The following is a 17,817-nucleotide window of genomic DNA, read 5'->3' as shown; positions in this document are numbered from 1 at the left end:
TTATTCATCCCCAAGTTTATAAAAGATTGGCTCATCTTTTTCACGGGTAATCAGATTAAGCCAAATCTCATTACCTGCGTCGTTAATAGTTTGCGTCTTATCGGAAATTATTTTGCTCAGAGTCTGAGCATCAATCTCACCTTCGGCTTGCAAATCATTAAGTAAACGCGCAAAGGTTTCAATTTTCACGACGCGGAATAAGCGCTCTTTAATATGGCGATCGTGCTCTTCAAGCAGCATATTACGTGATTGGCCGCTGCGGCTGGCGTTGGCTAATATATTTTGCGCATGCTCGGAAAGTGGGCCAATATCCTGAGGGAAATCAGGCTCTTTTCCCTCTGGTGCTGCCCCGGTTTCAACGGCAGAAAGATGAAAGCGCGCCGGGACAAGGTTCTCGGGAAGCATTTCTATTATCCTTTACTATTTAACAGGGGAGAGAATATTAAGGGGCGAGGTTCGTTGACAATATCATGAGGCAATTTTAAAATCAAAAAAAAGGAGTCTGCCGATGGACAGTATTTTGTATTCTGTTATTACTTTATTGCTGCTAACGGGCGGCGTTTTATTATTGATGCATGAGTACAATAAAAAGACTCCCCTTAGTGAAATTAATGAGCAAGCACCGCAGTTAACGCCACTGTCAAAAGAAGAGGGCGAAGATCATTTTTCGACGTTAATGAACGCGATTACCCCAGAGTGGTACTGGCGCGTTAACCATGAATATATCGATTTTTTGCAAGCGACGATTAAGCGCATGAAGATGGCGGAGATAAATAACACTCCCGGTTTATTTGAAGCGCAGCGTCGTTGCAGCGATCTCAATTCCGCCGTGTATAAGTATTACGACAACATTAAAAAACGCTGCGTCAATGGCGAAAAAGTCTCGCCGAGCGATCTGGATGTGCTCAACCTGCGCCAGTGTTTCCATGAGTTCAGCACCGAAGCTTATCCTGCGCTGGTTGTGCTGATTTGGCCGGAGAACCAGCGTCCGTGGGTTAACCCTGCCGAGGTGTAGTTAAGTCAGCTGGAGTGTTGCAAAAGGCTGACGGTGTCAGGCTATACTGAGCGCCGGTTTAGCTATCTGACGAGACACTACGGAACATGGAACGCTTTCTGGAAAACGCAATGTACGCTTCGCGCTGGTTGCTCGCCCCGGTCTACTTTGGCCTCTCTCTTGCTCTCCTGGCGCTGGCCATCAAATTCTTCCAGGAGATTATTCACGTTATCCCTAACATCTTCTCGCTGGCAGAAGCGGATCTGATCCTCACCCTGCTGTCGCTGGTGGATATGACGCTGGTCGGTGGTCTGCTGGTGATGGTGATGTTCTCCGGCTATGAAAACTTTGTTTCGCAGCTGGATATTGGCCCGCACAAAGAGAAGCTGAGCTGGCTGGGGAAAATGGATGCCACCTCGTTGAAAAACAAAGTGGCGGCGTCGATTGTCGCCATCTCGTCGATTCACCTGCTGCGCGTCTTTATGGATGCGAGGAACGTGCCGGATAACAAACTGATGTGGTATGTGATTATCCACCTGACGTTTGTGCTCTCCGCCTTTGTGATGGGCTATCTGGATCGTTTAACCCGCGGCAAGCATTGATTTTTGGTGGGGCCTGGGCCGGATAAGCGCAGCGCCCTCCGGCAAACTGCGCCTCCGGCACGTCACTTCTATTTATCCGATGATGCCTGCCACAGGTTCAGCTCCCCGTCGGCCACATGCTTATCAATTTGTGCCAGCTCATCGGCGCTAAAGTTCAGGTTGTTTAACGCCTGCACATTCTCCTCCAGCTGCTCCGGGCGGCTGGCACCAATCAATACCGATGTCACTCGGCTATCTTTTAACAGCCAGCTTAACGCCATCTGCGCCATTGACTGCCCACGGCGTTCGGCCATCTCATTAAGCAGCCGCAGGCTGGCGAGATTGCTCTCGGTCAGCATCTTCTCCGTCAGGCCGCGCACCTTTTTGCCTTCGCGCTGCATGCGCGATCCTTCGGGAATACCGTTGAGATATTTGCCCGTCAGCAAACCCTGCGCCAGCGGCGTAAAGGCGATACAGCCGACGCCGTTCTCCTCAAGCGCGTCTAAAAGCCCGGTGTTATCGACCCAGCGATTGAGGATGTTGTAGGAGGGTTGATGGATAAGCAGCGGCACTTTCCACTCGCGCAGTAGCGCGGCCATCTGCTGCGTACGCTCTGTCGAATAGGAGGAGATGCCAACGTAGAGCGCTTTGCCACTCTGCACCGCCTGCGCGAGCGCGGCAGCGGTCTCCTCCATCGGTGTCTTCTCATCCACGCGGTGGGAATAGAAGATATCGACATAGTCGACGCCCAGACGTTTAAGGCTCTGATCGAGACTGGCGAGCAGATATTTGCGCGAGCCGCCGGAGCCGTACGGGCCTGGCCACATATCGTAGCCCGCTTTGGTGGAGATAATCAGTTCATCGCGGTAGGGGGCAAAATCGTCGCGCAGCAGGCGACCAAAATTCTCCTCCGCGCTGCCGGCGGGCGGGCCGTAGTTATTGGCTAAATCGAAGTGGGTTATTCCCAGATCGAACGCTTTACGCAACAGCGCGCGCTGCGCATCCAGTGCGTTGACGTGACCAAAGCTGTGCCACAAACCGAGCGACAGGGCGGGCAGTTGCAGACCGCTCTTGCCGCAGTAACGATACTGCATCTCTTCATAACGCTGAGGGTTGGCGAAGCCGGGCATGATCTCTCCTCTCGTATCTGGCGGTGCCTGATGGTTTTGAAACGACGTTTCTATATTACGTGCGATCCCCTGTCAGCAAAAGCTCCGCTGAGCGGAAGGCAAACAGAGGCCACAAATAATGTTCTGAGTGAGCCTTACACTGCTGCTTAATTCTCTTCATGCATGGCTTAAATCTACGAAAATTCCTGGAGAGCGAGGGTAAAAAGCCGCAACCCTTTTTCCTGTCAGCATCGCCAAACGGCGGTGAAATATAAGAATAAGCGATGGTATTGCGCGTCATAAAAATGCTCTTAGCATCGCTGCGGTGAGCCCGCGTGACGGCAGGGCGCATGGTTATTAGGTTTGTGCGTTGAGAGCGGCGCGTAAAGCCTTGCGAGCAGGGTTATCAAATAAGCGCCTTAAAACGCATTCTTATTAATTATTGAGAGCTTTTGTGAAGCGGCTTAAATAAATTAAATTCGTCGGGAGTTGTTTGTTTTTCGTTATTAATAATTTTATAAAATTATGGTTTTTAATATTCAAAGCAAACAAGGCTTTATTTACATACCGATAAATTCAAAACCTGCCAGTAATCCCCTTTATTCTTGTTTTTCATTTTATTCATTATTTATCAATGAGTTATATTTTTTATGTAAGTGCGTTTGCGCAACAAAAACTTAGCAGAATAACCATTTAACAGGTGACAAAATGTGTGATAGCCATAAAAAAAGCAGGCCTCTTTTTTACATAAATATTTTAAACCGACCATACAACTTCCCAAACGCGTGCCGATAAAAGTGATAACTCTCGCCCGCAGGCGAGGGGCTACCTTCACCGCAAGGATTAAAATTATGAATATGCTTCGTAACTTCACTATACGCGCCGTGTTGCTGGTGATCCTCGGGATCTTCGGCGTGCTGTGGTCTGGCGTCGGTCTGTATAGCGTTTCTTCTTTGTCAAAAGTTGCCGACGGTAATGAAGTCGACCGCCAGCTGGTAACGCAAATGACGCTTCTGAGCCAGGGCAATGATCAATACTTTCGCTTTGTGACACGGCTGAGCCGCGTGATGGAGGCCAAAGCGGCGGGGGGAACGCCGGACATGGCACCCGCGCAGCAGGCGCTGGATAACATGGCAAAACGCCTTGCCGACTTCAAAGCCGTTTCGCCAGGGCCGATGGATCCGAAAGTCTCCGAACAGGTGATCGCTGGCTGGCAGGCGCTGCTGGAACAGGGCGTTAACCCGCAGATGCAGCTGGCGCAGCAGGGCTCCCCGGAAGCCTACCGTGCGCAGGCCAATAACGTGACGCCTGGTCTGAGCCGCAACTTTGGCGTCGCGACCGAGAGCTTCAATAAAGCCGCTGGCGTGATGCTGGATGAGACTCGCGTCATGGTCGATCACCAGACCAGCACCACCCGCGCAGCGATCATCGTTGCAATGGTGCTGGGCCTGCTGATCCTGCTGTTTACGGATCGCTACCTGGTGACCATGCTGGTCAAACCGCTGAACCGTATTCGCGCGCACTTCAAACTGATGGCGCAGGGCGATCTCAGCCAGCCGCTGGAAGATATGGGGCGCAACTGCGTCGGCCAGGTGATCCCACTGCTGTTAGCGATGCAGGATAGCCTGCGTGAAGCGGTAAGCAGTATCCGCCACGGCAGTGAAAACATCTGGCGCGGCGCAACCGAGATCTCCACCGGCAATAACGACCTCTCTTCGCGTACCGAAGAGCAGGCCGCCGCGCTGGAAGAGACCGCCGCCAGCATGGAAGAGTTAACCGCCACGGTGAAACTGAACGCCGATAACGCCAGCCAGGCGAGCGAGCTGGCGGAAGTCGCCTCGGTCACCGCCAGCAAAGGCGGCGCGCTGGTGAAAGAGGTGATCACCACGATGGACGGTATCTCCGGCAGTTCGAAGAAGATTGCCGAAATCACCACCGTGATTAACAGCATCGCTTTCCAGACCAATATTCTCGCCCTTAACGCGGCGGTAGAAGCGGCGCGTGCCGGTGAACAGGGCCGGGGTTTTGCGGTGGTGGCCGGCGAAGTGCGTAACCTCGCCAGCCGCAGTGCGGGCGCGGCAAAAGAGATCGAAACCCTGATTGCAGACTCCGTCTCGCGCGTTGAGAAAGGGGCGAAGCTGGTTAACGACACCGGTACCACGATGGAAGGCATCCTGCGCGCCGTGCGTGAAGTGACCACCATCATGAAAGAGATTGCCGCCGCCTCTGCTGAGCAGAGCAAAGGGATCTCACAGGTGGGCGTCGCTATCACGCAGATGGATAACGTTACCCAGCAGAACGCCTCGCTGGTTGAGCAGGTGTCGGCTGCCGCCGCTGCGCTGGAGCGTCAGACCGAAGAGTTGCAGCGTTCCGTGCAGCAGTTCCGTTTGACCAGTGAAGAGGAGCATAAACCCACCGCTGCCAAACTGGTGAAACCCGATATGAGCCGTGGCACTGCCCGCAAACCCGGCGCATCGTCCGATGAGTGGGTCGCGTTCTAATCCTGTAACAGCGCGCCTCAGGGATGGGGCGCGTCGGTAATCATCTGCGTCACCAGTGAAAGGTTACCGATGCTGGCTTCGCTGGAACGGTAAAACTTGCTCTTATCAATCAGTAACAGCGACTGCTGCGCCCGGCGCAGCAGTGCCGATTTAAACGCCGCGTTATGGCGTGTGGAATCCCACATCTCACCGTTACCATCAATCCCCTCGCAGGAAAAGATAAACAGATCGATCTCCAGCGATTTAAGCAGGCTGGCGAGTGCCGGATTGACGTAGCAGCGCTCACCGCGCGCCAGCCGACCGCCGGAGCAGATAAGCTCGCTGTGCTGGCGACGGGCCATCACTTCGCATACCGGCAAACTGTTGGTAAACACTGTCAGCGGAATATCCGGAAGTTGTCGCGCCAGGTGAAAGCAGGTTGAGCTGGCATCCAGCGCCAGCGTCATGCCGGCTTCCACCCAGTTCAGCGCATGACGAGCGATATCGGCTTTATCCGCATAGTGGCTTTTTAGGCGAGCACGAAAGGGTTCGCTGCCGTCCGCCAGCGTGCGTGCGCGACCGTGTCGGCGAATGATTTTGCCCTGCATCTGCAGGGCGTTGAGATCGCGGCGAATGGTCTCCACGCTGACGGCAAGCTCAGCGGCGAGCGCGGCGGTAGTGACCGACTGCTGGCTCTTCAGAAGCTGCACAATCGCCTGCTGGCGTGCCGTCTTTATCATTCCCTTACGCGCCGCGTTTATCTTCGGTTTGCGTATCGAAGTCGCTGGCGTCGTGGCGCTCATGCAGTTGTTCATTCGCCGGGCCGAAGGTGCGGTTAACCATGCGGCCGCGCTTCACTGCCGGACGTTCAGCGATCGCTTTCGCCCAGCGCTGGACGTTTTTGTAGCTGCCCGCGTCAAGGAACTCCGCCGCATCATAGACATTGCCCAGCACCACGTTGCCGTACCACGGCCAGATCGCCATATCGGCAATGGTGTACTCATCGCCTGCGACAAACTGATGTTCCGCCAGCTGTTTATCCAGCACGTCGAGCTGGCGCTTGGCTTCCATGGTGAAGCGGTTGATGGCGTATTCAATCTTCACTGGCGCATAGCTGTAGAAGTGACCAAAGCCGCCGCCGAGGAACGGCGCGGAGCCTTGCAGCCAGAAGAGCCAGTTCAGCGTTTCGGTGCGCGCGGCGAGATCGCGCGGCAGGAAGTGACCAAACTTCTCTGCCAGATAGAGCAGGATATTGCCCGATTCAAACACGCGGGTCGGTGGGGTAGTGCTGTGGTCGCGCAGCGCCGGGATTTTCGAGTTCGGGTTGACGTCGACGAAACCGCTGGAGAATTGATCCCCTTCACCGATACGGATCAGCCACGCGTCATACTCCGCCTCAGAGACGCCTTTCGCCAGCAACTCTTCCAGCATAATCGTCACTTTCTGGCCGTTCGGCGTACCGAGGGAGTAGAGCTGCAACGGATGTTTGCCCGTCGGCAGCGCCTTTTCATGGGTGGCACCGGAAACCGGGCGGTTGATATTGGCAAACGCGCCGCCGCCGGATTGCTCCCACGTCCACACCTTCGGGGGTTGATAGTTGTCTGACATAGCGTTTCCCTCTCTGTGATGTTTGATGTTGTCGGGCTACATGCCTTGCAGTGTAGCAGTCGCCTTTCGCGAGGATACACCACAATCCGGGCGGAAAAGAGTGGCCATTATTGTGGTTATCGGCCGCGCTATCTTTCACTGGTTGTCTGCAAAAGTTTTATTTAAATGCACTGACTTAAAATCGATTAATTATTATTTCGTCTCTTTAAGTAAAATTTCTATTGTATTAAATAAGTCTTTTCTTATTTTTAAAATGTCTATAATTAAGCTACTGTTACCATTATTTCTTATTAATTTGTTTTCTCAGGCTGACGATAAACGTTATAGGGATATTTTTTTCGACTCACCCTGGAAGAGTCATCAGCTCATTATCTGTTAACTACACGCGGAGAGAATTATGCAGGAAATTCAGGCTATTCAGGCAAGCCCTCCGCTTGCCAACACACACGAGCACGCCACCCATAAAGCGGCGATGACCACCTCTACAGAGAATGTCAAAGAGGCTCACACCTATCAGGATGAGAGCATAAAAGTGACCCTTTCCAGCAAAGCGGAGAGCCATAAAGAGAACAAAGAGGTAAAAGCCGAAGAGCCGGTGCGTCAAAAGAAAAGAGTGGAAAATCAAGAGATTGATTATGCCCTTGAGATGTCTGGTATTCCCCAGTTTGGCGGGCGACTGGTCACCGTAGTGAAATATCCCGATGGGCGAACCGAAATGGTTGATGCCTTTACCGGGAGGAAAGTGACGCAGGAGCAGTTAGCGCGCGCCCAGGAGCTTGAGGCACTCAACAAAACTGCCCAGCAGAGCAAAATAAAACAGGCGCAGCAGATTGCCCCCGGCGAATCTACCCCGACGGATATGCAATAACGCTTCGCCGTTTTAGTTAATATATTTTATATTCTCAGTGAGTTAATTAAGAAATAACTCAAAAACAATTACTCTATTTGGCTTAAGGTAAGGCAAGCAAGATTGATTATAAGCAGGCATTCGGCTGAGAATTACTGCCGCCTGTTTTCCAGGCGGCAGTAGATATCAGAAGAGAACCGAATAATTTACGCCGAATGTCCGACCACGTCCTTTGTAGGTATATAGCCCCGGCGCGCCATAGTTTGGGCTATATAATCCCGGCGCACGTTGGCCCCAGGTGGTGGTGTACTCCTCATCCAGCAGGTTTTCCACACTAAAGCTCACTTTACCCACCGGCAGGGCATAACTGCCGAGCATATCAATCGTGTTATAGCCATCGATGCGCTTACCGTCGGCATCGGAGAGATCGAAGGTCTGCGTGCTCTGCAGGCGCAGCGTCCAGTCGCCCGGCGCCCAGTTGATCCACGCGCTCACTTTCGACGGGCTGGCGCTGTCGATGGTTAGTTTCTCCCACTTACCGTTCGCCTGCGTCTCGGATTTGATGGCGTTGAAGTTGGCACCGGTGCTCCACTCGCTGTCGGTAAAGAAGTAATCCACCTGACCCTCGACGCCATAAATGCGGCGCTTACCCTCATCAACAACGATAGACATGTCGCTCTTGTTGATCTTGATAGTCTTATCAGAGAGTGAATAGTAGCCTGCAATCTGCGTGCGCAGGTTGTCGCCGGTGTAGCGCCAGCCCAGTTCGTAGGCGTTAACTTTTACGCCATCCAGCTTTAACTCGTTCATGTTGACGCTGTTCAGCAAACGGTAGTGACCATCAACTAACTGATAGGTGCCCGCGCCGTAATACTTAGCAGGGTCAGGGATCTCAAAACCCTGCGAGAAGTTGAACCACAGCTGCTGGCGGTCGCTCAGATGACCGAGGATACCGGCGTTAAACAGCAGATTGTTGTAATCCGTTTTCCCGCCTGGCACAGCATCAGCTGAAGTGGCTCTGCCGTTGGCAATCGCCTGTTGCTGGGAATAACCGACAAAATCGTCGATGCGGTTTTCCATGTACTGGTAACGCACGCCGCCGCTCAGGGTGATGGCGTCAATGTCATAGCTGCTTTGCAGGAACGGCGCGACATTGGTGATGCTGTAGCCCGGATAGCGCCCAACCTTGAAAGTGTTATCCAACTGCATCCCGCCACTGGCGGCGGCGCTGTTCAGATTGAAAAACTGCTGATTGGCGTCGAAGGTTTCATGTTCTGCATCGATCCCCCAGGTCAGCATCAGGGCATCAACCGGTTTGCTATTAATGGTCAGCTTGCCGCCATAAAAGTCGGTCTTCTGCTGCGAGGCGCTGATGCTGGTGACCCGGTTGCCGGCGGGCGTCGGGAAGGGGTAAAACGCCAGGCTCTCGTCGCGGTAGTAGATCTGCGCCACCACATCCTGGCCCCGGAAATCGGTGTTCGAGTATTGCAGATTGATCAGGTGGCGCTCGGTGCCCGGAATCCGGTCGGCATCCAGGTTGCCTTTGTTGTAGGCCGTAGCGGAGCCGGTGACTGCCGAGAAGTTTTCGCCCAGAAAGAGGCCATGTTTGCCGTCAGACTCGCTTTTATAGTACTGAGTGGTGAGTTGCAGCTGCTGGTGCTCATCAATGTTGAGCGTGCCGGTGCCCATGACGTCCAGCCGGTCAGAGTATTGCAGGCCGGTCTGGGTGTTATCGATGAGTACCTCATCGCCTTTGCCATCATACCAGCCGCCGTAGCGCTGATAAGCCACCGACAGCCGCCCGGAGGCCTTATCATTGCCGCCGCTCACCGAGGCCGCAACGTTGTCATCATGATCGTTACGGCTGTTAAAACCGCTTTTGGTACCCGTCTGGAACTCGACTTCCGTCTCCGGCTGCCCCTTTTTAGTGACGATATTGATCAGGCCGCCGGTGCTGCCGCCGCCATAGAGCGAGGTCGCGCCGGAGATAATCTCAATGCGCGCGATATTAAAGGGATCGATCGAATCGAGCTGGCGGCTGTCGGTGCGCGATGAGTTGAGGCGCACGCCGTCGACCATCACCATCATTGAGCGCCCGCGCATATTCATGCCGTAGTTGGTACGCCCCTGGCTGCTGACATCCATTCCCGGAATAAGCTGCGCCAGCACCTCTTTTAACTCTTTACCACCCTGAACCTGCTGCTCAATTTCAGCCTGCTCAATGACCCAGGTGGTTTGCGCCATATCGGCGACGATGTGGTTGGCACGACTTGCGGCCACCACCAGCGTCTCCTCTTTTGCGTCTTGTGCCGCGGCCTGCGCAGATAACATCATCAACAAACAGGGGTTAATAGCCCAAAGGTAACGATTTTTCATTCTTATAACGTTCCTGATTATGCAGGTGAAGACGACCTTAACCGGCCGGAGTAAACACCGCTCTCAAGTTGAGAGTAATTATCAAGATGATATGAATTATCGTTACCAAGTAAACAGCTTGTGTAAAAAAATTATGCCTAAGCTTGTGATTTAACTACTAATTTTAAGAGGTTGTTTCTTTGGGGAATTAATGACGTGCGCGAAGAGACCGGCGCGAACGGTAATGTCGCCCGGTATTATGTGTGCTCTAAGATTTAATTACAGGAGTAAACGCGGGGCATAAAAGCGTATTTGCAGGTTTATCAGCGCCTGTTTTTGTTATTTTTTTCTTTAAAATCCGCAATCGCCTGGTTGATGTTTTCCGTAGCGAAGGTGTCAACTTTTTCACCGTCCAAAAAGACTTCGTAATGTCCGGAAACATATTTAAAGGTAAACATCTTATCCTGGTAGCGAAGACGCTTTTCCTTTACTGATAAGCCCCTGATGCGCATAGCGACGCGGGCCATCGTGTCTATCTTTTTATTTTTCATGATTATTTTACTTACCGTTGCAGGTTGAGTCCGCGTTCAAATATTAAAACCACGTCGGGCAATGTTAATTTTTTACCCACTCAAAGGGAAGCAAAGGTTGCCAGAAAAGCACTCCTGAGGCCAGGTAAAATAGCTTCTTATGATTTAAGGCGTTTTTAGTCAATTAATCAACCTGCTGCCATATATAGCTGCCTTCAGAAACAACCTATACCAGCGGGAATAATTTCTCTTTTTTATCGTGATAATAGTTTTGATTCTCGTTTGAGTAATGGGCGTCATAAGTTTGAGTTTGATCTCAAAACAGCGTTTTAAAATTCGCAAAGGCATTTTACTGGCCTATGCTCTCGTAAAAAAATAAAAGCATTACAGCCCGTTAAGCCGACTCTCCTTACTGACTTTGGACAGAGGCCGCTATTTGCCAGTAGCAGATCCCGATGGAACCGGCGCGCAGCGCTGGCAACGCGTCATATCTGGCAGATCTGCGCCCTGGCTGCATGAACTGCCTTTGCCCAAAAAACGACCAAGGAGAGAACAATGAAAACCCTGCACTGCTCCGCACTGCTGCTGATCTGCCTGAGCGCCAGCGCGCAGGCCGCCGAGTGGAACGCCGTGGTATCGCCGACGCCGCAGGCCGGTGAATTTTCCACTATCGGCCAGGCGCTCGACGCCGCGCCTCAGAGCGGCACGCCGTGGCGCATTCTGATTAAAGAGGGGCGCTGGCATGAGCGGCTGGTAATTGAAAAGCCCGTCACTCTGGTCGGGGAATCGATGGCGGGCACGGTGATTGAGGCCAATACCCCCGCAGGGGCGCTGGATGAGCAGGGGCAGAAGCTCGGCACCGGGCGCACCAGCACGGTAGAGATCCGCGCCAGCGGCGTGACGCTGGAGAACCTCACTATTCGTAATACTTTTGATTTCCCCGCCAACGCCGCACTGCCAGAAGGCGACGCGAAGAAGCTGAAAGATACCCAGGCGGTGGCGCTGATGGTGGCAGAAGGGGCAGACAGAGCGCGCTTTCGTCACGTTCGCCTTGAGGGTTATCAGGATACTTTTTACAGCAAGCAGGGCAGCCGTAGCTACTTCACCGACTGCGCCATCAGCGGCCACGTCGATTTTATCTTTGGCCCCGGTATCGCGGTGTTCGATCGCTGCGAAATCATTGCCCGCAACCGTGATGACACCGCACCACCATACGGTTACCTCACCGCGCCTGCCACCCAGGCCGGGGAGCGGTTTGGCCTGTTTATTATCAACAGTACGTTGAGCAAAGAGCCGGGCGTACCGGCGAAAAGCTTTGCGCTGGGCCGCCCGTGGCACCCGACCACCCAGTTTAGCGACGGTCGCTATGCCGACCCGAACGCCATTGGACTGGCGGCGATTATCAATAGCGAGATTGATGACCATATCTACGGCTGGGACAAGATGTCCGGCAAAGATAAGCACGGCGACAAAATTTGGTTCTACCCGCAGGACAGCCGTTTTTATGAGGCCAATAACCGTGGGCCAGGCGCCGGGCAGGGCGGTGAGCGCTATCAGCTCAGCGAGGCGGACGCCGCGCAGTATAACGTGACGGCGATCTTCGAGGGCTGGGAGAGCGCTCTTCTGCAATAAGCGACGTTGCCCCCATTTTGGGGGCTTTTATTTAGCTTTGCCGGATAAATAATTTCATCTGTTACCGTGAGTTTTCATTTTTATCGCGCTTTTGTCTTTTATTAATATGATCCTTTCGGAGTATAAAAAGTAGCACGAAATAGGTTTGTAGAGATTTATCTTATCAACTTTTAATAACATTTATAAAAAATAGTCGATATTTCATAAAACAGGTATATGCTATGCAACATATGCTTTTCCCCCTCCCGGCGACAACCGTTGCAGAGATAAAAAGAGGATGAAATATGCAACGCATTACCATACCCGCGAATTATGTTCACACCCGCACCACGCCTTTCTGGACAAAAGAGACCGCGCCAGCCTCCATCTGGAAACGCCATCTTGATGCCGGTACGCGTCAGGGTGTCTACCCGCGTTTAAGCGTGCAGCGCGGCGCGATCCGCTATTACGGCTATGCCGATGAGACCAGCCCGCAGCCGGTGGAAACCCTGACCATCCACGCCGGTGAGTTCGGCGTCTTCCCGCCTGAAAAATGGCACAACATTGAGGCGCTCAGTGACGACACGGTATTCAGCGTCGATTTCTATGTTGATCCCCAAATTCTGATTGAAGGTTGAGGTAGCAATTATGGATACAGAAAACAGAGGTTATTCACTCTCGGTTTCCCATCGGGAAAGCGGTAAAACAGAGCAGAAAGTTTATTTAAAGCCGATGTCGCTCTACCTGCCTGATATTGCGAACCAGGCCGTTTCTGAACTGGTTGCGAAATTAAATTTCCCTCTCGATAAAGACGGGGAATATGCGCTGACTGTCACCAATAATAATAATGGCGTCTCGGTCGATAAAGATTTTACCCGCCTCAGTGAGCTGACCGATCCCCTTATTGCCGCCGACGCGGTAAAAGATCTGATTAATATCGTCCGCGGCTACGAATCGGATGAAGAGACCAACGTGTGCGGCTGGTAACCGGAGGCTAACGATGACGCAACTTATTCCACGCCATTTTCGCCACACCCGCTCGACGCCCTTCTGGACGAAAGAGACGGTGCCGCAGGCGCTTTTGACGCACCACAACACCAAAAAGGGGGTCTATGGCCGCCTGTCGGTGATGCAGGGCGCGGTGAAATACATCGGTTTTGCCAGTGAGCATGACACCACTCCTGAGCGAGAAGTGGTGATCAAAGCGGGGCAGTTTGGCATCAGCCCGCCGGAGTACTGGCACCGGGTTGAACTGTTGACCGACGACACTTACTTCAACCTCGATTTTTTCGCCGATCCTGATGCCGCCCTTGATGGCAAAGGCATCGGCCAGGTGGTCAATACCCACCGCCGTTAAACGCTTAGCGCCCGATCTTCCGGGCGCTTAAAAGTGATCGATAAACCGCCTGACCGCCGGTGAGCGCTCGAACTTGCGCCACGCCAGCGCCACATCGGTTTTCAATGTGTTTCCCGCCACCGAATGAAACGTCACCATCGGATGCCCAAAGCAGGCCATCGACTGCGGAATGATGGCAAAGCCAAAACCGGCCGCCACCATGCTCAGGGATGAAGAGAACTGCGAGGCCTGATGGGCGTTATCCATCTCCACACCGGCACGCAGACAGGCGTTGTAGATCAGCTCATACAGCCCCGGCGACACCGCTTGCGGAAAGATAATCAGCGGCGTGTTCTGCAATTCACTGAGTGCGATATCCGCCTTCGCCGACAGCGGATGTGTGCGGTGCAGGGCAATTAGCATCGGCTCCTCGTCCACCAGCTTCAGGCTAAAGGTTTTGCTGCTTTCGCAGGGCAGACGCACGAACGCCACGTCAATCAACCCCTCATCCAGGCCGTGGATCAGCGTCGCCATATTGTCCTCTTTCTGATAGAGCGCCACCTTCGGGTAGTCGCGCTGAAACTGGCGCAGCACCGAGAAGAAGTGGGTATGGAAAGCGTTGGAGCTGGTCACGCCAAGGTTGAGCTTGCCGTTAATCCCCCGGGCAATGCCCTTCGCTTTTTCCAGCGCCGCATCGCTCATGGCGAGGATATGGCAGGCATCTTCATAGAAGGCCTCGCCAGCCTCGGTGAGCGTGACGCCACGCGTCAGGCGATGGAACAGCGGGGTGCCCACTTCCTGCTCAAGTCGACGGATCTGTTGGCTTAATGGCGGCTGCGACATACCGAGCATTTCGGCTGCCCGCGTGAAGTGTTGCGTCTGGGCAACGGCGACAAAATAACGTAAATAACGAAGTTCCATATCTAAAACATCTTAAACCCTCATGTTTTCTATATTGGAATCCCCCGCTGAAACGAGTCAATATTTAATCAGCTTTTCTAATCGTCTCTACAGTGGGGGAAAAGATGATGGGTAACGCAACTGATTGTTCTTGCGAAGAAAATCTACGAAACACAATTCGTGCTTTTTCTGAAAGCAAGCCAAACGGCGTGATATATCAAACATCGCTAATGAGTGCGCTACTTAGCGGAGTTTATGAAGGAAATACTACGATTAAGGATCTACTTAATCATGGTGATTTTGGTCTGGGTACATTTAATGAGCTTGATGGCGAATTAATTGCCTTTAACAGCGAAGTGTACCAATTACGTTCCGATGGCAGTGCCCGCGCCGCGCAGCCGGAGCAGAAAACCCCCTTTGCGGTGATGACCTGGTTTAAACCGCAATACCGGCACGTGTTTGAAGAGCCGATCAGCCGCCAGGCGCTGCATGAAGTGATTGACCGTCAGATCCCGTCCGACAACCTGTTTTGCGCCCTGCGCATCGACGGCCATTTCCGCCATGCGCACACCCGCACCGTGCCGCGCCAGACGCCGCCCTATCGCGCCATGACCGATGTGCTCGACGATCAGCCGGTGTTCCGTTTTAACGGCCGCGACGGCGTGCTGGTCGGTTTCCGCACCCCGCAATATATGCAGGGGATCAATGTGGCGGGTTACCACGAGCATTTTATTACCGACGATCGCCACGGTGGCGGTCATCTCCTCGACTACCAGCTGGATCACGGCACGCTGACCTTTGGTGAAATCCATCAACTGATGATCGATCTCCCTGCCGATGAAGCCTTCCTGAAAGCGGATCTGCACCCGGATAACCTGGACGCCGCCATCCGTTCGGTTGAGAACTAAGTGATGTAAAGGAGTAGTGTATGAGCAACGAACGCCATACCCAGATGTGGGCCCACGGTGCCGACATGGTGGTGGGGCAACTGGAAGCGCAGGGTGTCAAACATGTCTTCGGCATCCCCGGCGCGAAAATCGATAAAGTGTTTGATTCTCTTCTCGATTCCTCAATTGAACTTATTCCGGTACGCCACGAAGCGAACGCCGCGTTTATGGCGGCAGCAGTCGGGCGTATCACCGGCAAAGCGGGCGTAGCGCTGGTGACCTCAGGTCCTGGCTGCTCCAACCTGATTACCGGCATGGCGACCGCCAACAGCGAAGGCGACCCGGTGGTCGCACTCGGTGGGGCGGTGAAACGCGCCGATAAAGCCAAGCTGGTGCACCAGAGCATGGACACGGTGGCAATGTTCCAGCCGGTGACCAAATATTCCGTTGAGATCTCCTCCCCGGATGCCATCTCCGAAGTGGTTTCGAACGCCTTCCGCGCCGCCGAACAGGGCCGCCCGGGGAGCGCGTTTGTCAGCATTCCGCAGGATATCTCTGACCAGCCTGCCAGCGGCAATATTCTGCCCTCTAACGCCGTGCCGCAGTTAGGCTCCGCGCCCGACAAGATGATTGACGAAGTGGCGAAGCTGATTGCCGGGGCGAAAAATCCCGTCTTCCTGCTCGGCCTGATGGCCAGCCGGGAAGAGAATATCGCCGCGCTGCACCACCTGCTGGAGAAAACCCATATTCCGGTGACCAGCACCTACCAGGCGGCGGGCGCAGTCAACCAGGAGCACTTCACCCGCTTTGCCGGGCGTGTGGGTCTGTTCAATAACCAGGCGGGCGACCGACTGCTGCACCTGGCGGATCTGGTGATCTGTATCGGCTACAGCCCGGTGGAGTACGAACCGGCCATGTGGAACACCGGCGATGCGAAGCTGGTGCATATTGATGTGCTGCCCGCCTATGAAGAGCGCAACTACTCGCCGAGCGTTGAGCTGATTGGCGATATCGGCAGCACGCTCGATAAGCTGGCACATAAGATTGCCGAACCGCTGGTGCTCTCGCCGCGCGCGTCGGAGATCCTTATCGATCGTCGTAACCAGCGCGAACTGCTCAGCCGTAAAGGCGCGCAGCTTAATCAATTTGCTATTCACCCGCTGCGCATTGTCCGCGCGATGCAGGATATCGTGAATAACGACGTCACCCTGACGGTGGATATGGGCAGCTTCCATATCTGGATTGCCCGCTACCTCTATAGCTTCCGCGCGCGCCAGGTGATGATCTCCAACGGCCAGCAGACGATGGGCGTTGCCCTGCCGTGGGCGATTGGCGCATGGCTGGTGAATCCGGGGCGCAAAGTGGTCTCGGTCTCCGGCGACGGCGGATTTTTACAATCCAGCATGGAGCTGGAAACCGCGGTGCGTCTGGGTGCCAATATCCTGCACATCATCTGGGTGGACAACGCCTACAACATGGTGGCGATTCAGGAAGAGAAGAAATATCAGCGCCTCTCCGGGGTCAACTTCGGTCCGGTCGATTTTAAAGCCTATGCCGAATCCTTCGGCGCGAAAGGGTTTGCCGTTGAAAGCACCGCCGCGCTCGAGCCGACGCTGCGCGCAGCGATGGATACGCAAGGCCCGGCGGTGGTCGCCATTCCGGTGGACTACAGCGATAACCCGCTGTTGATGGGCCAGCTGCACCTCAGCCAGATTTTGTAAAAACTAAGGAGTCGTTATGAAAAAAGTCGCATTTGTTACCGGTGCCGGCCAGGGTATTGGTCGCGCAATCGCTCTGCGTCTGGCAAAAGATGGCTTCGCCATCGCCGTTGCCGACTACAACAGTGAGACCGCAAAAGCGGTAGCCGAGGAGATCAACGCCAGCAACGGCAGCGCGATTGCCGTCACCGTTGACGTTTCCAACCGCGAGCAGGTGTTTGCGGCGGTCGAAGAGACGCGCAAAAAACTGAACGGCTTTGACGTGATCGTCAACAACGCCGGGGTTGCGCCTTCCACCCCGATTGAGTCCATCACCGAAGAGGTGATCGACAAGGTCTATAACATCAACGTGAAAGGCGTGATTTGGGGCATGCAGGCGGCGATTCAGGCCTTCAAAGCGGAAAAACACGGCGGCAAAATTATCAATGCCTGTTCACAGGCCGGTCACGTCGGTAACCCGGAACTGGCGGTCTACAGTTCAAGTAAATTCGCGGTACGCGGCTTAACCCAGACCGCCGCACGCGATCTGGCACCGCTGGGCATTACCGTTAACGGCTTCTGCCCGGGGATCGTTAAAACCCCAATGTGGGCCGAGATTGACCGGCAGGTCTCTGAAGCGGCGGGTAAACCAATCGGTTACGGTACTGAAGAGTTCGCGAAACGCATTACGCTTGGCCGCCTGTCAGAGCCGGAAGATGTCGCCGCGTGCGTCTCTTACCTTGCAAGCCCGGATTCTGACTACATGACCGGGCAATCTCTGCTGATTGATGGCGGTATGGTCTTTAACTAAGTTTTACGGCTCGGACATGGCCTTGCCTCTGCCTTCGCGCAGGGGCTTTTTTTTATCTACATCTTTTGCGT

18 protein-coding genes are annotated in these 17,817 nt (G+C 53.9%); 11 read left to right on the top strand and 7 right to left on the bottom strand.

The annotated features are described in order from the left end of the window. A complete protein-coding gene (locus ABIC80_RS14295; RefSeq protein WP_094422107.1) occupies positions 1–405 on the bottom strand; it encodes a hypothetical protein in 405 nt (134 codons plus the stop codon). 103 nt (positions 406–508) lie between these two features. On the opposite strand from ABIC80_RS14295, the gene ABIC80_RS14290 reads away from it, so the two are divergent. Together ABIC80_RS14290 and ABIC80_RS14285 are read left to right on the top strand one after the other, a co-directional pair. After that, the gene (locus tag ABIC80_RS14290) at positions 509–1,015 is read left to right on the top strand and encodes an ESA_00282 family adhesion-associated protein (protein ID WP_042718021.1); all 507 of its coding nucleotides are present in this window, start codon (positions 509–511) and stop codon (positions 1,013–1,015) included. Positions 1,016–1,101: 86 nt separating this feature from the next. Then, complete coding sequence (locus ABIC80_RS14285; protein WP_023480998.1) at positions 1,102–1,596, top strand: TIGR00645 family protein; 495 nt, start codon at positions 1,102–1,104, stop codon at positions 1,594–1,596. 68 nt (positions 1,597–1,664) lie between these two features. On the opposite strand, the gene ABIC80_RS14280 is transcribed toward ABIC80_RS14285, so the two are convergent. Continuing rightward, positions 1,665–2,705: an aldo/keto reductase gene (locus ABIC80_RS14280; RefSeq protein ID WP_313161998.1), complete on the bottom strand. Its 1,041-nt coding sequence runs from the start codon at positions 2,703–2,705 to the stop codon at positions 1,665–1,667. Positions 2,706–3,535: 830 nt separating this feature from the next. On the opposite strand from ABIC80_RS14280, the gene ABIC80_RS14275 reads away from it, so the two are divergent. Further along, on the top strand, positions 3,536–5,185 hold the full coding sequence (locus ABIC80_RS14275; RefSeq protein ID WP_200134775.1) for a methyl-accepting chemotaxis protein: 1,650 nt from the start codon (positions 3,536–3,538) through the stop codon (positions 5,183–5,185). Between the two features lie 17 nt (positions 5,186–5,202). Here ABIC80_RS14275 and fucR read toward each other — a convergent pair whose 3' ends face one another. Together fucR and yghU are read right to left on the bottom strand one after the other, a co-directional pair. Beyond that, entirely contained in the window at positions 5,203–5,901 is a 699-nt protein-coding gene (gene fucR, locus ABIC80_RS14270; protein WP_429177647.1) for an L-fucose operon activator, read from the bottom strand. 7 nt (positions 5,902–5,908) lie between these two features. Beyond that, the gene (yghU, locus tag ABIC80_RS14265; RefSeq protein WP_429177585.1) at positions 5,909–6,772 is read right to left on the bottom strand and encodes a glutathione-dependent disulfide-bond oxidoreductase; all 864 of its coding nucleotides are present in this window, start codon (positions 6,770–6,772) and stop codon (positions 5,909–5,911) included. Positions 6,773–7,169: 397 nt separating this feature from the next. Between yghU and ABIC80_RS14260 the strand changes: the two genes are divergently transcribed. Then, a complete protein-coding gene (locus tag ABIC80_RS14260) occupies positions 7,170–7,640 on the top strand; it encodes a hypothetical protein (protein WP_429177583.1) in 471 nt (156 codons plus the stop codon). A 165-nt stretch (positions 7,641–7,805) separates the two neighbouring features. Here ABIC80_RS14260 and ABIC80_RS14255 read toward each other — a convergent pair whose 3' ends face one another. Next, positions 7,806–9,995: a TonB-dependent siderophore receptor gene (locus tag ABIC80_RS14255; protein ID WP_429177581.1), complete on the bottom strand. Its 2,190-nt coding sequence runs from the start codon at positions 9,993–9,995 to the stop codon at positions 7,806–7,808. Between the two features lie 302 nt (positions 9,996–10,297). Beyond that, on the bottom strand, positions 10,298–10,525 hold the full coding sequence (locus ABIC80_RS14250) for a hypothetical protein (protein WP_042718032.1): 228 nt from the start codon (positions 10,523–10,525) through the stop codon (positions 10,298–10,300). Between the two features lie 534 nt (positions 10,526–11,059). On the opposite strand from ABIC80_RS14250, the gene ABIC80_RS14245 reads away from it, so the two are divergent. The 4 genes from ABIC80_RS14245 (at position 11,060) to ABIC80_RS14230 (ending at position 13,472) form a co-directional block, all read left to right on the top strand. Then, the gene (locus ABIC80_RS14245) at positions 11,060–12,136 is read left to right on the top strand and encodes a pectinesterase family protein (protein WP_429177579.1); all 1,077 of its coding nucleotides are present in this window, start codon (positions 11,060–11,062) and stop codon (positions 12,134–12,136) included. A 284-nt stretch (positions 12,137–12,420) separates the two neighbouring features. Continuing rightward, a complete protein-coding gene (locus ABIC80_RS14240) occupies positions 12,421–12,753 on the top strand; it encodes a DUF1971 domain-containing protein (protein WP_094422095.1) in 333 nt (110 codons plus the stop codon). A 10-nt stretch (positions 12,754–12,763) separates the two neighbouring features. Beyond that, a complete protein-coding gene (locus tag ABIC80_RS14235) occupies positions 12,764–13,102 on the top strand; it encodes a DUF1869 domain-containing protein (RefSeq protein ID WP_200579688.1) in 339 nt (112 codons plus the stop codon). 13 nt (positions 13,103–13,115) lie between these two features. Further along, entirely contained in the window at positions 13,116–13,472 is a 357-nt protein-coding gene (locus ABIC80_RS14230; RefSeq protein ID WP_429177578.1) for a DUF1971 domain-containing protein, read from the top strand. 27 nt (positions 13,473–13,499) lie between these two features. Here ABIC80_RS14230 and ABIC80_RS14225 read toward each other — a convergent pair whose 3' ends face one another. Then, on the bottom strand, positions 13,500–14,372 hold the full coding sequence (locus ABIC80_RS14225) for a LysR family transcriptional regulator (RefSeq protein ID WP_023480780.1): 873 nt from the start codon (positions 14,370–14,372) through the stop codon (positions 13,500–13,502). Between the two features lie 107 nt (positions 14,373–14,479). On the opposite strand from ABIC80_RS14225, the gene budA reads away from it, so the two are divergent. From budA to ABIC80_RS14210, 3 genes are read left to right on the top strand one after another with little or no spacing between them, the layout of a single operon-like run. Beyond that, positions 14,480–15,259 carry an acetolactate decarboxylase gene (gene budA / locus ABIC80_RS14220; protein WP_042718039.1) on the top strand — a complete coding sequence of 260 codons (780 nt, stop codon included), beginning with the start codon at positions 14,480–14,482 and terminating at the stop codon, positions 15,257–15,259. Between the two features lie 20 nt (positions 15,260–15,279). Then, a complete protein-coding gene (gene alsS / locus ABIC80_RS14215) occupies positions 15,280–16,959 on the top strand; it encodes an acetolactate synthase AlsS (RefSeq protein ID WP_054803393.1) in 1,680 nt (559 codons plus the stop codon). Between the two features lie 16 nt (positions 16,960–16,975). Continuing rightward, positions 16,976–17,746, top strand: coding sequence for a (S)-acetoin forming diacetyl reductase (locus ABIC80_RS14210; RefSeq protein ID WP_023480984.1), 771 nt, complete (start codon positions 16,976–16,978; stop codon positions 17,744–17,746). Positions 17,747–17,817: the final 71 nt, after the last annotated feature.

The sequence above is a fragment of the Kosakonia sp. 1610 genome (assembly GCF_050435845.1).
Taxonomy (GTDB): domain Bacteria; phylum Pseudomonadota; class Gammaproteobacteria; order Enterobacterales; family Enterobacteriaceae; genus Kosakonia; species Kosakonia cowanii.
The sequence above is the reverse complement of the archived record's forward strand: the minus strand, read 5'-3'. Positions and strand labels throughout refer to the sequence as shown.

Coding starts and splice junctions, on each gene's coding strand:
- ABIC80_RS14255 (WP_429177581.1), bottom strand. CDS start 9,995: ATGAAAAATCGTTACCTTTGGGCTATTAACCCCTGTTTGTTGATGATG.
- ABIC80_RS14225 (WP_023480780.1), bottom strand. CDS start 14,372: ATGGAACTTCGTTATTTACGTTATTTTGTCGCCGTTGCCCAGACGCAA.
- ABIC80_RS14295 (WP_094422107.1), bottom strand. CDS start 405: ATGCTTCCCGAGAACCTTGTCCCGGCGCGCTTTCATCTTTCTGCCGTT.
- ABIC80_RS14285 (WP_023480998.1), top strand. CDS start 1,102: ATGGAACGCTTTCTGGAAAACGCAATGTACGCTTCGCGCTGGTTGCTC.
- yghU (WP_429177585.1), bottom strand. CDS start 6,772: ATGTCAGACAACTATCAACCCCCGAAGGTGTGGACGTGGGAGCAATCC.
- ABIC80_RS14275 (WP_200134775.1), top strand. CDS start 3,536: ATGAATATGCTTCGTAACTTCACTATACGCGCCGTGTTGCTGGTGATC.
- ABIC80_RS14260 (WP_429177583.1), top strand. CDS start 7,170: ATGCAGGAAATTCAGGCTATTCAGGCAAGCCCTCCGCTTGCCAACACA.
- ABIC80_RS14250 (WP_042718032.1), bottom strand. CDS start 10,525: ATGAAAAATAAAAAGATAGACACGATGGCCCGCGTCGCTATGCGCATC.
- ABIC80_RS14210 (WP_023480984.1), top strand. CDS start 16,976: ATGAAAAAAGTCGCATTTGTTACCGGTGCCGGCCAGGGTATTGGTCGC.
- alsS (WP_054803393.1), top strand. CDS start 15,280: ATGAGCAACGAACGCCATACCCAGATGTGGGCCCACGGTGCCGACATG.
- ABIC80_RS14235 (WP_200579688.1), top strand. CDS start 12,764: ATGGATACAGAAAACAGAGGTTATTCACTCTCGGTTTCCCATCGGGAA.
- ABIC80_RS14240 (WP_094422095.1), top strand. CDS start 12,421: ATGCAACGCATTACCATACCCGCGAATTATGTTCACACCCGCACCACG.
- ABIC80_RS14230 (WP_429177578.1), top strand. CDS start 13,116: ATGACGCAACTTATTCCACGCCATTTTCGCCACACCCGCTCGACGCCC.
- ABIC80_RS14280 (WP_313161998.1), bottom strand. CDS start 2,705: ATGCCCGGCTTCGCCAACCCTCAGCGTTATGAAGAGATGCAGTATCGT.
- budA (WP_042718039.1), top strand. CDS start 14,480: ATGGGTAACGCAACTGATTGTTCTTGCGAAGAAAATCTACGAAACACA.
- ABIC80_RS14245 (WP_429177579.1), top strand. CDS start 11,060: ATGAAAACCCTGCACTGCTCCGCACTGCTGCTGATCTGCCTGAGCGCC.
- ABIC80_RS14290 (WP_042718021.1), top strand. CDS start 509: ATGGACAGTATTTTGTATTCTGTTATTACTTTATTGCTGCTAACGGGC.